This window comes from Paraburkholderia terrae (genome assembly GCF_002902925.1).
Lineage (GTDB): Bacteria > Pseudomonadota > Gammaproteobacteria > Burkholderiales > Burkholderiaceae > Paraburkholderia > Paraburkholderia terrae.
This window is the reverse complement of sequence record NZ_CP026113.1, coordinates 114,901-128,364: the sequence shown is the minus strand read 5'-3', so window position 1 is coordinate 128,364 and position 13,464 is coordinate 114,901. Positions and strand designations below refer to the sequence as shown.

Annotated in this window: 12 protein-coding genes; 4 read left to right on the top strand and 8 right to left on the bottom strand. The window is 58.6% G+C overall.

The features are described from left to right. The first annotated feature begins 316 nt into the window (after positions 1 to 316). Complete coding sequence (locus C2L65_RS30320) at positions 317 to 1,720, top strand: hypothetical protein (protein WP_042309463.1); 1,404 nt, start codon at positions 317 to 319, stop codon at positions 1,718 to 1,720. 222 nt (positions 1,721 to 1,942) lie between these two features. On the opposite strand, the gene C2L65_RS30315 is transcribed toward C2L65_RS30320, so the two are convergent. Continuing rightward, a complete protein-coding gene (locus C2L65_RS30315; protein ID WP_042309465.1) occupies positions 1,943 to 2,263 on the bottom strand; it encodes a hypothetical protein in 321 nt (106 codons plus the stop codon). 236 nt (positions 2,264 to 2,499) lie between these two features. Here C2L65_RS30315 and C2L65_RS30310 point away from each other — a divergent pair, with 236 nt between their 5' ends. Then, positions 2,500 to 2,913, top strand: coding sequence for a GNAT family N-acetyltransferase (locus C2L65_RS30310; RefSeq protein WP_233446676.1), 414 nt, complete (start codon positions 2,500 to 2,502; stop codon positions 2,911 to 2,913). 20 nt (positions 2,914 to 2,933) lie between these two features. On the opposite strand, the gene C2L65_RS30305 is transcribed toward C2L65_RS30310, so the two are convergent. The 4 genes from C2L65_RS30305 to C2L65_RS30290 form a co-directional block, all read right to left on the bottom strand. Continuing rightward, on the bottom strand, positions 2,934 to 3,947 hold the full coding sequence (locus C2L65_RS30305; RefSeq protein WP_042309468.1) for a Gfo/Idh/MocA family protein: 1,014 nt from the start codon (positions 3,945 to 3,947) through the stop codon (positions 2,934 to 2,936). Positions 3,948 to 4,057: 110 nt separating this feature from the next. After that, complete coding sequence (locus C2L65_RS30300) at positions 4,058 to 4,546, bottom strand: NUDIX domain-containing protein (protein WP_042309471.1); 489 nt, start codon at positions 4,544 to 4,546, stop codon at positions 4,058 to 4,060. Between the two features lie 82 nt (positions 4,547 to 4,628). Then, positions 4,629 to 5,237, bottom strand: coding sequence for a hypothetical protein (locus tag C2L65_RS30295; RefSeq protein WP_042309473.1), 609 nt, complete (start codon positions 5,235 to 5,237; stop codon positions 4,629 to 4,631). 110 nt (positions 5,238 to 5,347) lie between these two features. Further along, positions 5,348 to 5,992, bottom strand: a complete 645-nt coding sequence (locus C2L65_RS30290; protein ID WP_042309582.1) for a hypothetical protein — start codon at positions 5,990 to 5,992, stop codon at positions 5,348 to 5,350. 447 nt (positions 5,993 to 6,439) lie between these two features. Between C2L65_RS30290 and C2L65_RS30285 the strand changes: the two genes are divergently transcribed. Then, positions 6,440 to 7,285, top strand: a complete 846-nt coding sequence (locus C2L65_RS30285) for a DUF3667 domain-containing protein (protein ID WP_042309474.1) — start codon at positions 6,440 to 6,442, stop codon at positions 7,283 to 7,285. Between the two features lie 165 nt (positions 7,286 to 7,450). On the opposite strand, the gene betA is transcribed toward C2L65_RS30285, so the two are convergent. From betA to C2L65_RS30270, 3 genes are all read right to left on the bottom strand, one after another. Beyond that, the gene (betA, locus tag C2L65_RS30280; protein ID WP_042309476.1) at positions 7,451 to 9,142 is read right to left on the bottom strand and encodes a choline dehydrogenase; all 1,692 of its coding nucleotides are present in this window, start codon (positions 9,140 to 9,142) and stop codon (positions 7,451 to 7,453) included. Between the two features lie 43 nt (positions 9,143 to 9,185). Beyond that, the gene (locus C2L65_RS30275; RefSeq protein WP_081921065.1) at positions 9,186 to 10,712 is read right to left on the bottom strand and encodes a purine-cytosine permease family protein; all 1,527 of its coding nucleotides are present in this window, start codon (positions 10,710 to 10,712) and stop codon (positions 9,186 to 9,188) included. Positions 10,713 to 10,826: 114 nt separating this feature from the next. Next, the gene (locus C2L65_RS30270) at positions 10,827 to 12,335 is read right to left on the bottom strand and encodes an aldehyde dehydrogenase family protein (protein WP_042309478.1); all 1,509 of its coding nucleotides are present in this window, start codon (positions 12,333 to 12,335) and stop codon (positions 10,827 to 10,829) included. Between the two features lie 193 nt (positions 12,336 to 12,528). Between C2L65_RS30270 and C2L65_RS30265 the strand changes: the two genes are divergently transcribed. After that, positions 12,529 to 13,455 (top strand): LysR family transcriptional regulator, encoded by a 927-nt coding sequence (locus tag C2L65_RS30265; RefSeq protein WP_042309479.1) that lies wholly within the window; start codon positions 12,529 to 12,531, stop codon positions 13,453 to 13,455. Positions 13,456 to 13,464: the final 9 nt, after the last annotated feature.

Here is a 13,464-nt window from a genome sequence, read left to right as displayed (position 1 = left end):
CTGGTTGGCGCGACTTGCGCGCCCTTCGGTCGACTGCCCTCAAGCAGGCACCTACGGTACTTTTCACTCTAGCCAGGGTGGTGACGAACACAAGCGAAAATGGCCGATGACCCAACGCGATGGATGCCGAGTGGATGTCCGCTGCCTGCTGTGGTTCGGCCGTTTGAGCGTCTGCGAGCGCACGCGGGCGAGTGGCGGCCGGCCCACGGGTTTTAACCTCGACGTCGGCTTGAGGCGTAGCCATCGCTACCTGTTCGGTCATCATCACGCTGTATCATTGCCTGCCCAGTAGCCGACCGACCTCAGAAAAAGAACAATGAATCTCCTTGCGAAAATTTTCGGAACAAGGCCGCCTTCGACCCTCCCAGCGCAAACGGTGTATCTCAGGCCGGGCGAATCAATGCCATTGCGTACGGCGATCGACATTGTCTCCACAACCGTAGACAGCGAATTCGTTGCACTAAGCATGTCGCACTATTCGGGCTACGTCAGGGAAGCGGCTATTGGGCGGGCTGTCGAACTTGGCAGCAGTACATTTGTGGCATCGATAACCGAGCGCCTGAACGATTGGGTGCCCGAGGTCCGAGATACTGCAAAAAGAGCCTTGGTCACGCTTCTGGCAACAATTCCCGCCGAGTGTTTCGTATCGATACTTCCACGACTCCGCGACCTCCTGTCGGCCACGCGCACGGATCATCGATCATGGCTTTTCGATTTTGAGCAGCGATTGGTGCAAGCGGGTGGAACTGAGGCTATCGTCCAGGCAATAACCGGGACTGACTTTCACCTGCGGCGCGCGGCGTATTTTGCGGCGATAGATCATCAATTGCTGTCAGGTTCGGAAATTGTAAAGCGCGGCTTGCTTTCTGGTGACATCGTGCTTGCAAAGCGCGCAGTGGCTCTGCTCGACCACCTGCCGGCTCAGGAGCGAGGCTCAAGCATCACTATTGCCGCAGCATCGCCATTTGGATCAGTTCGATATGCGGCATTCAAGCTCGCGGTAGCCGATACGCTGAATTCCGATAACGAGCCATTCGTATGGCACACCCTATTTGATTCGCAAGGTAGCCTTCGGTCCGCTGCGGCCCGGTTGCTGACGGTAAACGGACGAGATGTTGTCGGACGCTGCAGCGCGCTGCTGGATGCCGAAGCGCTGACAGTCGCACAAATTCGCGCAGGCTTGTCACTTCTCGCCGAACTCCGCGCGCCGAACGCCGTCGCGATGCTGGCCAAGTTCGCTCGCGATACGCGCTCTCCAATTCGGGCACATGCCTACTTGCTGCAGGGTAGAGTTTCAACTTCGCTTAAAGACGAGATTGCGGCACACGCGCTTCTCGATCCGGCGAGAAAGGTCCGAAAGGTCGGAGTTCGCCTGTGCATGCGTGGAGCGTTCGTTTCCCTGGAACACATCCGGACGATGATAGTTCGGCGCCGCGATCGCCACGCTGCGTTAGCAGTCTGCTCGAGGGATCAATGGGATAGTGTTGCATGCATCGCGCTCATTGCGGAACTCGAGACGCCTTCCGACGACCGCGATGAAAACCTGCGCGAGGCGTTGAACAAATGGATCAGCAATCCTGTCTCGTCGTGGACGAAGCCCGGTGTCCAGCATCGGCATATCCTGTCGACGCCAATGGCGCAAAGCCGTCTGATCAAGCTGGCTCGGGATCGACACGTCGAATTGTGTGCCCGACTTCGAGAAAACGGGATAGAGGTGTGAATCCACAGACATCAGCGCTTCCAGAGGTCTTCAGAGGCAAGTGGGCTCAACGAGTTACGCGCCACGGCGAGTAGCCGCACGTGGCGCTCATGGCCCACAATGAACCGTGTAGGTCGGTCGTAGTAACCGGCGCCTGTCAGCTACGCGAAACCATGGCGACCGTCACAGTTACGCGATTCAAGCGCTTATTCGCTCGCGCTCACTTGCGCCGCGATGTGATGCTTAATTGCTGGCCGGCGACTTTGTGGTCGGGGTCGCCAGCGTGTTGTTGGTCTTGGGAGCGGGTGTCGAGCTATTGTTCGGACCCTGCTGCTGCATGCCCGAGTTGGGCGACCCGGCGCTCATGCCGCTGTCCGAGTTGGTGGCGCCAGGCGTGCCGTAACCGCTCGTTGAGTCGTTCATCTGGTTCGTTGCCGGGCTGGACGTGCTGCCATGGCTCGACGAACCGCCACCGGCCGTGCCGCCAGCCGTCTGTGCATAAGCGCCGCCCGACAGCGCGAGCGCCGCGACGGCCGCGATTAATGCGCTGGTTGCCTTGTTCATGATCCGTTCCTCCTTGATTGAACTGGAATATCGACGCAGACGATCGCCGTCTGCTCGACCATGAATTGAGCAATCACTGTGCCGCTGGTCTTTTTCCGCACTGCAACGCCAAGCCCGATGCACTCGGCATCAACCGACCCGAATCGTGAGTACTGGCCCCGAAACCGATGCTACGCTCGCCATATCTGTCATCCCACTACACCATGAAAACCGTTCGAGTGAATATTCGAGCCGCCATGAGCGCAGACATCGCCGCATTGATCGAATTGGATTCGATCGCGCAGCGTTCCCTCCAGCGGCGGGCGTACATCGAAAATGCAGCTATCGCCACGCAATGTTGGCTTGCAACCGAACCTGGCGATGGCGCATCACCCGTTGGATACGGTGTGTTGAATCAAAATTTCTTCGAACACGATTTTGTTTCACTGATCGTGGTTGGAGAAGAATCGCGACGCCGAGGAATCGGTATCGCGATTCTGCGCGAACTGGAGACTCAGTGCCGGGGGCCCAAACTATTCACATCGACAAATGAGTCCAATACACCGATGCGCGCACTTCTGTCGCAGTGCGGATTTGTAGAGAGCGGCTATATCGACAACCTCGACGAAGGCGATCGAGAGTTGATCTTTGTGAAGCGCACGAGTGCTTGATGTCCACAATCGACGTCACGTCAACTTTCCAGAATTCTCTCCCACGCGCCCGATCGCGCCGAGCGGAACACGGCGTCGATCACTCGCATATTTGCGCGCGCATCGTCTAGCGGAATAGCCTGCGGAGTTCCACTCAATATCGCCTCCGCGAACGTGGCGGCCGCGACGCCATATTGATCGCACACCGGAATTTCCAGCCAGCGATCAGTCCCGACACCGGCGCTTGTGTTTTCACTCACTAACAGACGCGTCGGACGATCGTTTGGTGCATTGAATGGAATCTCGACCTCGATACGCCCCTTGGTCCCGTGAAATTGCATCCGCTGATACGGGTGGGCCTGAGTCGAGTAGAAGAAACTCGCCTGCACACCGTCGAAGTCCATCAGCACGGAGCCAAGCCGGTCCACGTCGAATACCGGATCCTGCTCCATCAGGGCAACCACGCGCTTTGGCTCAGACCCGGTAACGAAACGCGACGTTGTGATGGGATAACAACCAATATCGAGCAGACCGCCGCCGCCCATTCCGCTCTGGTTGCGGATATTGTCAGGGTTCGTGTTGTTATAGGTGAAGCCGCCCGTCACCGCCCGCAATTCGCCGATCGCACCTTCGTCGATCAAGGTTCGCACCTTCAACCATTGCGGATGCGTGCGAACCATGAAGGCTTCCTGTATGTATCGGCCGCTCTTGTCGCGTGCAGCGATGAGTCGTTCAACCTGCTGCGCGTCCAGTCCCATCGGCTTCTCACACAAGACGTGCTTGCCAGCCTCGACGGATTTGATCGTCCATTCCACGTGGATGTGATTGGGCAGCGGAATATATACCGCGTCGATTTCCGGGTCCGCCAGGAGCGCCTCGTAGCTGTCGTATGCGACACTCAAACCATATCTGGTTGCAGCTTCCCGAGCCTTCTCCGGAGATCGCGACGCGATGCCCTTCACCCGACACTTCGACGCGTTGTGCATGGGCACGACAACCTTGTCGTTGATCTTCGCGGCGCCCAGGATTCCCCAGACAACTTCATTCTTTGCCATGACATTCCCTTTTCCGATTGAGTCTCTGAAGAGAGCAGGCGGAACAAGCGCGTGAGTCGGCAAGTCCATGAGCCCGCGAAGGACCAGAAGCGTCTGGTCACGCCAGTGTACTAACAGCCGAGATTTCCGCCGAGATATGCAACGACCGCCCCTGTCAGCGCGATGCCGTGCAATTCCTCCGGCGATGCCAGATGCGCCGCGACGATCTCCCGATTATCGAGCCGCAACTCGGGCATGCGATCGAGGTGCAGTTCGAAGAAATGCACCCGGTCTCTTCGCCCCTCCCAACTGCCGCAGACGCTGCCCGCGGGGCGTAATGCGTGCGAGGACAGGCCAATCTCCTCCTCCATTTCGCGCCGCGCCGCCGCATCAGGCGTCTCACCTGGCTGGAGACTACCGCCGGGAAAATTCCACTCGGCCCGGTACGAGGCCTTCACAAGCAGCAGTGCCTGCCCGACGTAGATGGCTACTAGCGCGCCCTCATGAGGGGGCCGTCGAAGGTGCCACCAGACGAGAGCGCATCGATATCCGAGGCGAAGCACCACACGCCAGATAAAGTCGATAAACGTGGCCCGTCGCGCTCGCTCAAGGCTCGGCATTGAGTTCTCTCCTTTCGTTTCGTGTCCCGATGATCCTCCGGGGCGCCGCGTTGGTGCGTCTCTCACACCAATTCCGGTTCGTTTAATCGAAGGCGCTACCAGAACGGAGGCGATAACGCTGAACAACCATCAGCAAGCAGATCCCGACTGACGCCAGGATGTTCACAACGGGATAAAAAGCGACTGCCACCGTCCATTGTCTCAAGGCCAGTAATGCAAGAGCGTATTTGACAACGCACAAAACGAAATATGGGAGGCTTTCGCCCCAAGGATCGCGAACAGTCTTGCGGATCGTCGGACCGAGGCCCGCAAGTTCGATGAGCGTCACCAGACAGATCGAAAGGGTCGGCTCTTCAGTCAGCATCCAAAGAGGTATGGCTAGCAGAGCCGCGCCGAGAAACATCCAGTCGGATCTTGTCCAACTTTTCTCACCTCGGTAGAAGCTCGCCACGAAAATCAGAATACATGTTACGGCGATCGCCGCCGTACACCACGCGGAAGGGCCTGCACCCGCAACAAATTGACCAGCAGCCGCGATGGTCGTGACGATCGACCAGATTAGCCACGTGAAAAGATGGGGACGAACGGCGCGCCTGAGAATCGCGAGCCCGTAGGGAATGGCCGCCAGGAGCGATATAACCGAACCGATGACTCCAAATATCGAAGCGGCATCGTGGTCAATGTTTACCATTGCAGTGATGTCTGTTCATACACTCCGAAGCCCGCATCATCACGCCCCCCTGCTTTTGCCTCCGCTAAACAGGGCGCGGCAGACACGAGAACCATGCCCCACAAACCAGCTCAGTCCTTGACGTTGCGCTCGCAATCTTCCCAGTACCGAAGCGGGTCGTGATGCTGTGGATAGTGTGTCTTGAGCCATACCGACAGCCTGGTCCAATCGGGATGGTTGGTACCAGTCTGGGCAGACCAGATCGACGACCGCTCAAGAATTTGACCGTTCATGCGATCACGGACAATCAAGCTGCCTAATCCGCTCGAACTGTTCGTCTGTGACTCGACCAGATACCGCGGCAGAATCCTGAGCTCGGCATCCTCGGCCCACCCGTATAAGGCGCGCACCACGCCGGACGGATCTCGCAACTCGATGGGGCCGCTTTTCGGGCGAACGGCCGTCCATCCTTCGGGAAAGTCGGTGACAACCTCGCTCTTACCTTCCCTCACCCACTTCACGCGCCACGCTTTCACCATCGACTCGCGCATGCGAGATATCGACTCGTAGCCGGCAGGCAACTCTATCGCCATCGGAAGTGAAATGAGGTTGTCTTTCCAGAGTTTGGACTCCTCGTCCACGCGCTCGACCACGTCGAACGCCCCTGCTTCGAATGGGTTCTCAGGCCGACTCGATGTTTTCACGCTCCCGGCAGGCAGTCCTTCGAAAAGGCGCTCGGCATCATGGCGCGTAAGTTTCGTCTTTCCTTTCTTCATTGGGTTTCTCTGCAGCAAGGTTGTCGCGAGCGGCCAGGTCACAACGACCGAAATCGGGCGCCACCTCCGCTCACGCGTCTGAACGTGCTTACGTTCCTGTTCTGCGCTATTCGCCTGTTACCAGCTTCCGCGGCGGCAATGGCGCCGCTCGTGCCGTCACCCTGCCGCCAGATGTCGTATGGATCGCTCCACACGATGGCGAGAGGACGTGCATACGAGAGATTATAGGCCGCTCGAACCGGTGGGCGCCCGATCGGGCGCGCGGCAGCTTTCGGAGCAGGAGCGTCATCACTTTGCTACGCATTTGCATACCGCATGCCGGCCTTCGGCGGAGCCGTTCACCGTCTCGCTCTGGAGCGCGTCACAAAACGGCGCGGGTGTCTCGAAAGGCGCAAACTGCTTCGATAACACAGCGCGATAGACACAAGCGGTCCAACGGAGGAAATCATGCCTGCGACCGAACCCTGGATATGTCCGACGTGTGCAATTCACGTCACCACGCCTTTCTGCCCGATGTGCGGCGAGAGCCCAATTCGGCCGCCCGACCTTACGCTGCGCGGTATCGGAGCAAAGGTCCTGCACGCGGCGACGAGCATCGACGGACGCGTGCTTCGCACGTTCTGGGTGTTGCTACGTCATCCAGGCGAGTTGACGGTCGCGCATCTGAATGGAAAGCGCATGCCTTATGTCCCACCGTTCCAACTGTTTCTTATCGCAAACGCGTTTTTCTTCGCGATGCAGTCGCTGACCGACACCCAGATCTTCGGCTCGACTCTGGTGTCCCATCTTTATCATCAGGATTGGAGTCCACTCGCGCGGTCGCTGGTGGCCGAACGCGTTGCGACACTACGGACCGACCTGCCCCAGTACACGTCCACTTTCGACCGTGCGGCGGTGATCAATGCCAAGTCACTCATCATTCTCATGGTGGTTCCGTTCACTCTGGTGTTGTGGGTGACCTTCCTCCGCGCGCGCAAGCCATTCGTTACCTTTGTCTATTTCTCACTCCATCTCTATACGTTCCTGCTGTTGCTGTTCTCGCTCGCGCTGGCGGTCGCAGCCATCGAGTTGCATCTAGGCGGCCTCGGCCTCGCTTCACCCGTCGTCGACAACCTTCTTTCGATCGTCAATCTTGGCCTCTGTGGCGGCTATGTGTTTCTTGCCTTGAAACCCGTGTTCGGCTCTCGCGGCATCACGCGGCTCGCCAAGGCGGCAGCTATGGCGCTGGCGGCTGGCTTCATCGTTCCAGGCTATCGGTTCGCAATCTTTCTGATCACGCTATACACCGCGTAAACGCGGAACATCGATGTCGGATGAGATCGCCCCATTGCCGTCCCTCAACATGGCAAGACGAATGACCGAAGTCCGTATAGCATGCGACAGTCGCCCGCCGCGCACTCGCTAACGTTCTTCGGTCATGGGGGTTGCATCATCCCTTTCTCCGAGCCCGCAACCAAGCTACTCGACAAACAGATTTCGTGTCGGCGCATGCGTACGTTGCCGTGTCTCCCACCCGTCGGCCAGGCCCACATCTGCGTCGGACGCGGGCAACATCGGGACCCCGCGAAGCAGATCGGACGCACGCTCGGCGAGCATGATCGTCGGTGCATTCAGATTGCCATTGGGCTCGGTCGGGAATACGGATGAATCGATGACTCGTAAGCCCTCCATGCCACGCACCCGCAACTCGGAATCGACCACAGCCATGTCATCCTCCCCCATGCGGCACGAACCACACGGATGCATCGTGCTTTCCAGGTTCGCCCTGACAAACGCATCGATCTGCTCATCTGTTTGCACGTGCGGGCCGGGCGCGAGTTCGGCATCGCGAAACCGGTCCATCGCCGGCTGCCCGATGATTTCTCTCGTCAACCGGACGCAGCGTCGAAAGCCCTCGCGATCCTCTTCGTTATCCAGATAGTTGAAGCGGAGTTGCGGATGCGTATAGGGATCCGCCGACATCGCCCTGACGTAGCCCCGGCTCTTCGGCTTGTTCGGTCCGGTCAATATCATGAACCCGTGTCCCTTGAACGGCTTGTCGCCGTCGTAGCGCATGGCAGCGGGCAAGAAATGGAACTGAATGTCAGGCCAGCGCAATCCCGCTTTCGAACGGATGAATCCACCCGCCTCGAAATGGTTGCTTGCCCCAAGTCCATCCTTGAACAAGAGCCACCGCAGCCCGATCATGAATTTGCTGAACGGGTCCATTTTCGCGTTGAGGGTGACGGGCTCCTTGCAGGCATACTGAATATAAATTTCCGCATGATCCTGCAGATTTTCGCCGACGCCGGGCAAATGATGCTTTACCTGGATCCCAGCCTTGCGCAGCACCTCGGCGGGCCCTATTCCGGAGCGTTGCAGCAGGTGAGGCGAACCGATCGGACCCGAGGCGATCAGTACTTCAGCACGGCATCGCGCAACGTGCGTCCTTCCGCCCTGATCGTACTCAACCCCAACCGCGCGCTTGCCTTCGAGAATCACGCGGCGGGTCATCGCATTCGTCACCACGGACAGATTGGGCCGCTTCATTGCCGGGCGCAAATATGCATTAGCAGTAGACCAGCGCACACCGTCTTTGACAGTCATATGCATTGCGCCAAAGCCCTCCTGCATATGACCGTTGCAGTCTTCCGTCTTGATGTATCCGGCCTCTGCGCCTGCCTCGATCCACGCGCCGTACAGCGGATTCGCCATGTTGTTGCCATTGTTCGTGGACAGTGGTCCGGCTGCGCCCCGGTAATCGTCGCCACCGAACTTGTAGCTCTCAGCGCGCCTGAAATACGGCAAACAGTTGCGATAGCCCCAGCCTCGCGCACCCAATTCCTCCCATTCGTCGAAGTCGTAAGCGTGGCCGCGAATATAAACGAGGCCGTTGATCGACGACGATCCGCCCAGCACCTTGCCGCGCGGGCAATGCAATTGGCGGCCATTCAGATGAGCTTCGGGGGCGGTCTGATAGCGCCAGTTGTACTTCGAAGTGTTCATCGGCATGGAAAACGCGCTCGGCATCTGAATGATGACACTGCGATCGCTTCCGCCGTATTCCAGCACCAGAACGCGGACCGCCGGGTCCTCGGTGAGCCGGTTGGCCAATACACACCCGGCCGATCCAGCGCCAACAATGATGTAATCGAATTGCTCGGTAGCCATGATATTTGCCTGCTTCCTGAATCTTGATGGGGTCGTCTATGGTTCAGTAGCGACTTTTGTCGCCGGTGGTGTACTGCGGTGATGTCTTCTCGACGGAGGCGATAACAGACTCTTCGTGTTTCAGATCGAGCGAGCGTGATAGTGCGTAGTACGCGAGGCCGGATACCAACAGACCGACCAGCCAGGCCAGATCGACGCTGCCCATCGCGCGGGCAAGCGGCCCGACATACACCTCGTTAGCGCCGTCGAGCACGCAGAAGAACGGGATCATCGAAGCGAATCCGATCGCGTAAGCAGTCAGACCGCGCGAGCCCCATGTCCCGTACAGGTTGTTATGAGGCAGGAAGAAGTGTGGGATGGCGTAGCGACCCTTGCGGACGAAAAAGTAGTCCGTCAGATTGACAGCCGTCCACGGCACCAGAAAATACAGCATGACGACCAGGTAAATATTCAGGACGGAAAGACCTTTCCCCGACGTATAGATGCTAAGAGCCACACCGAGCTGAAGGATCACCACGAAGATAATCGCGAGAATGCGAGTCCTGAGGGTGGGCTGGAGTTTCCGGAATGAATCGACTGCGGTGATAGCCGTCAGTTTTGCGCTATATATGTTCATCGCGATGACGGGTAGAAAGGCCAGGATCGTGACGCCAACCACAACGCTGCCCATTCCCGGTGCGAGGTCGTTACCCACCTGATTCAACGCGACTAGCACGTCGGTCGCCTGCAGATGGTCCGCCAGCCAGCCGCCAATCGCGATCATCCACGCCCCCGACAGCGATGCGCCAAGGAACACAGCCGCAATAAGTTTGCCGCTCGGCGTGTTCTTCGGCAGATAGCGCGAATAGTCGGATACATACGGTGCGTAGGCGATGTTGTAGCTGGCGGCCGCTGCGAACTGTGCGATAAAAGCGATCCAGCCGAAGCCCAGCGGCGGCGGTGGCGTGGCTCCCGGCGCGACAGCGGGGAGCGGCACGTCATGCACCCAATGCATCAGCACGGCTACCGTGACGAGTCCATAAAGGGGCAGCGACAGATACAACGCCCATTTGAAACTCCGGTGCATCCAGTCGTGACCGAGAATCGCCAGAATCGAAGCGGGCAGCGTCACAGCCAGCGCCACCTTGACGGGGTCCCAGTTGAACAGTGCCTTGAGGCCTTGCATCATCAGCACGAGGTTGACGATGTTGAATCCGGCAAACACAAATAGCGTAGCCAACAGCACAACGATGACCCCGCGATAGCCGAACTGCGCTCTAGACTGGATCATCTGCGGCAGGCCAAGGTGGGGACCTTGTGATCCGTGAAAAGCCATGAACAAGGTGCCGAACATGATGCCCAGCGTGCCGGCTATGGTTGTCCACAGCGCGCTCAGTCCAATGCTGGGGCCCACAAAGCCAATGGTCATGGTAAAGAAAGTGAAATTACCCAGAAACCAGAACGGCCCTTGTCTGGATAGCCTGTCGGTTCGTTCGTTATCCGGAATAAAGTCGATAGAATGGCCTTCGATGGCGCCGTGCTCGACTCCCGCTACGGTGCCTTTCACTGTATCGTCTGCTGCTTGCATCATGTACCCCTGACTCGAGTGAGAGGTTGATGGAATGAGAATAGACCGGTCATGCATGCCACGCCCGGACACCCGCTCGCTGGACTACGTTCGATTGGGCGCCGGCGGATTGACGGCTCAGTGCAACGTGATCCAGACCGCTTTGCTCTCCATCAGATGATCGAGTTGTTCGGGGCCGAGGTCTTTGCCAAAGCCGGATTCCTTGAATCCACCGAATGGCATCGACGGGTCGATGGTGCTGTGTGCGTTGACATAGACCGTGCCGGCACGCAGCTCTGGAATCAGTCTATGTACGCGGTTCAGGTCGTTTGAGTAAATCGCGGCGGCAAGACCGTATGGCGAGTCATTCGCGAGCGACAACGCGTCGCTGACATCGTCGAAGGGTGCGGTCACCAGCACGGGACCGAAGATTTCTTCGCGGACAATCTTCATGTCATTGCGGCAATTCGCAAAGATCGTCGGCTGAACGAAATAGCCTGGCCGATCCAGTAAATGGCCACCGTACGCCACTTCCGCGCCTTCGCGCCGCCCAGCTTCAATATACGATTCGACACGATCCTTCTGAAGCGCGGAAACCAGCGGGCTGATGAAGCAATCGCGATCGAGGCCGGGCGCGATCTTCATCTGACGCGTGTGTTCGATCAACGCATCAACAAACTTGTCGTGAATGCCGCGCTGGATGTACACCCGTGTTCCCGCATCGCACACCTGTCCGGAATTGAAGAAGATGCCGTTTGCTACGGCTTGGGCAGCCGCCTCGATGTCGGCGTCTTCCAGCACCAGCACCGGCGATTTGCCGCCCAGTTCGAGCGTGATGCGTTTGATGCCACCCACGGCCGCGTGCCCGACCGTGCGGCCCACTTCGGTGGAACCCGTGAACGTGATCTTGTCGATACCCGGATGGGCAGCCATCGCCGCCCCAATGTCGCGCCCTCGCCCCGTGATGACGTTGACGACGCCGTCTGGAATCCCCGCCTCTTGCACCAGCTCCGCGAAGCGAAGCGTCGACAGCGACGTGAGCTCGGCCGGCTTGATGACGGTTGTGCAACCCGCGGCGAGCGCGGCCGCCACCTTCCACGCCATCGTTTGCAGCGGGAAGTTCCAGGGGACGATGACGCCGATGACACCAATCGGTTCCTTGCACGTGTAGGCAACATAATTGCCAGGCAGGGAAGGTTCTACCGTGCGGCCATGGAGCTTTGACGCCCAGCCTGCAAAATAACGGAAGGTGTCGATCGTGCCCTGCACGTCGACGTCACGCGCATTGGCGACTGACTTGCCCACATCGATCGATTCGATCTCGGCCAACTCCGTTGCATTCGCTTCGATCAGATCGGCGAGGCGATGGAGCAGTCGTTCACGCTCAAGAGGCTTGAGCTTTCGCCACGGTCCCCCGTCGAATTGTTTGCGAGCAGCTTCGATCGCGCGATCCAGATCGGCGGTCGTCGCCAGCGGAATCTGTGTGATCACACCCCCGGTGGACGGTTCGTGTACCGCGCATGACTCGCGGTCGCCTTGTGAAACCCAGGCACCGCCGATGAACATCTTCTGCGGCGTGGTGAGAAACCGTTGCGTCGCTTCGCAGATCCCGAACGTCTCCAGATAATTTTGTACGACTTTATCCATCATTGTCTCCTGTGTTACGGATTAACTGCTGCACGGCCTCTGGCGGGCCATCGGCAAACATCGATATAAACGTGGCTTGTGGCAGCGCGGCCTTTTGAGAGACTATGAGCGACACGGTCGCGTGAAAAAATCACGTGGATCAGATATTCATATCGGAAATTCCGAAGCATGCGTTAGTAACGGAGCGACGACGGTGATCCAGTTGCAGGACGTGGACCTCAAGCTGTTAAGGGTCTTCATGACAGTGGTGCGATGCGGCGGCTTTTCCGCCGCCCAGGCAACCCTGAACGTCAGCCAGTCGACCATCAGCGAACAGATGACGACGCTCGAAACGCGTCTGGGCCTCAAGCTTTGTGAGAGGGGGCGCGGCGGCTTTCGTCTAACCGAACATGGACTGGCGACTTACGAGGCCGCGCAGCGGTTGCAACTGGCGGTGGAAAATTTCTGTGTGGACACGGATGCACTGAAGAAGAACGTCTCAGGCAGGCTGTACCTCGGCATCATCGACAACACAGTGACCGACTCGGCTTCACCGTTGCCGCAGGCACTGCAGGCGTTCGTATCGAGGGGGCACGACGTGCATCTGGATGTCTATGTGGGCATGCCTGCCGAACTGGAGGAGCGCGTGCTCGATGGCCGTTTGCACATCGCAGTCGGGCATTTTCCGCTGCACGTACCAGGCCTCACCTACACCGACCTCTATAGCGAACCGGACGGTCTGTATTGCGGGAAGCATCACGTGCTCGCTGGCCTCCCACCCGACGATGCCTCACTCAAACAGGCCATCGCGTCCAGCCGCGTGGTCGCGCGCGGCTATCTGCAGCAGCACGACCTGCGAATGCTCAGCGTCAGTAAAGCCGCAGCGACCGTGGACAACATCGAGGCGCAGGCCATCCTGATTCTATCGGGCGCGTACATCGGATTTCTGCCGATCCATTACGCTGCCCGATGGGTCGGGCGCGACGAGATGCATCATATTTGCCCCGACCAGTTCGGCAGCCGATGGCCATTCTGCGCAATCACGAAGCGGGCCGCCGTGCCCCCTACCATCCTGCAGGTATTCATGACGGACTTGATGGAAAGCTACCGTCTGGCCCAGCAGGCAGCGAACGCGACGTAGGGATTGCGA

What these genes read in the sequence shown, in the direction of transcription:
- C2L65_RS30315 (WP_042309465.1), bottom strand. Translation starts at nt 2,263, where the DNA reads ATGAACAAGGCAACCAGCGCATTAATCGCGGCCGTCGCGGCGCTCGCG.
- C2L65_RS30310 (WP_233446676.1), top strand. Translation starts at nt 2,500, where the DNA reads ATGAGCGCAGACATCGCCGCATTGATCGAATTGGATTCGATCGCGCAG.
- C2L65_RS30305 (WP_042309468.1), bottom strand. Translation starts at nt 3,947, where the DNA reads ATGGCAAAGAATGAAGTTGTCTGGGGAATCCTGGGCGCCGCGAAGATC.
- C2L65_RS30275 (WP_081921065.1), bottom strand. Translation starts at nt 10,712, where the DNA reads ATGATGCAAGCAGCAGACGATACAGTGAAAGGCACCGTAGCGGGAGTC.
- C2L65_RS30285 (WP_042309474.1), top strand. Translation starts at nt 6,440, where the DNA reads ATGCCTGCGACCGAACCCTGGATATGTCCGACGTGTGCAATTCACGTC.
- C2L65_RS30270 (WP_042309478.1), bottom strand. Translation starts at nt 12,335, where the DNA reads ATGGATAAAGTCGTACAAAATTATCTGGAGACGTTCGGGATCTGCGAA.
- C2L65_RS30320 (WP_042309463.1), top strand. Translation starts at nt 317, where the DNA reads ATGAATCTCCTTGCGAAAATTTTCGGAACAAGGCCGCCTTCGACCCTC.
- C2L65_RS30300 (WP_042309471.1), bottom strand. Translation starts at nt 4,546, where the DNA reads ATGCCGAGCCTTGAGCGAGCGCGACGGGCCACGTTTATCGACTTTATC.
- C2L65_RS30295 (WP_042309473.1), bottom strand. Translation starts at nt 5,237, where the DNA reads ATGGTAAACATTGACCACGATGCCGCTTCGATATTTGGAGTCATCGGT.
- betA (WP_042309476.1), bottom strand. Translation starts at nt 9,142, where the DNA reads ATGGCTACCGAGCAATTCGATTACATCATTGTTGGCGCTGGATCGGCC.
- C2L65_RS30290 (WP_042309582.1), bottom strand. Translation starts at nt 5,992, where the DNA reads ATGAAGAAAGGAAAGACGAAACTTACGCGCCATGATGCCGAGCGCCTT.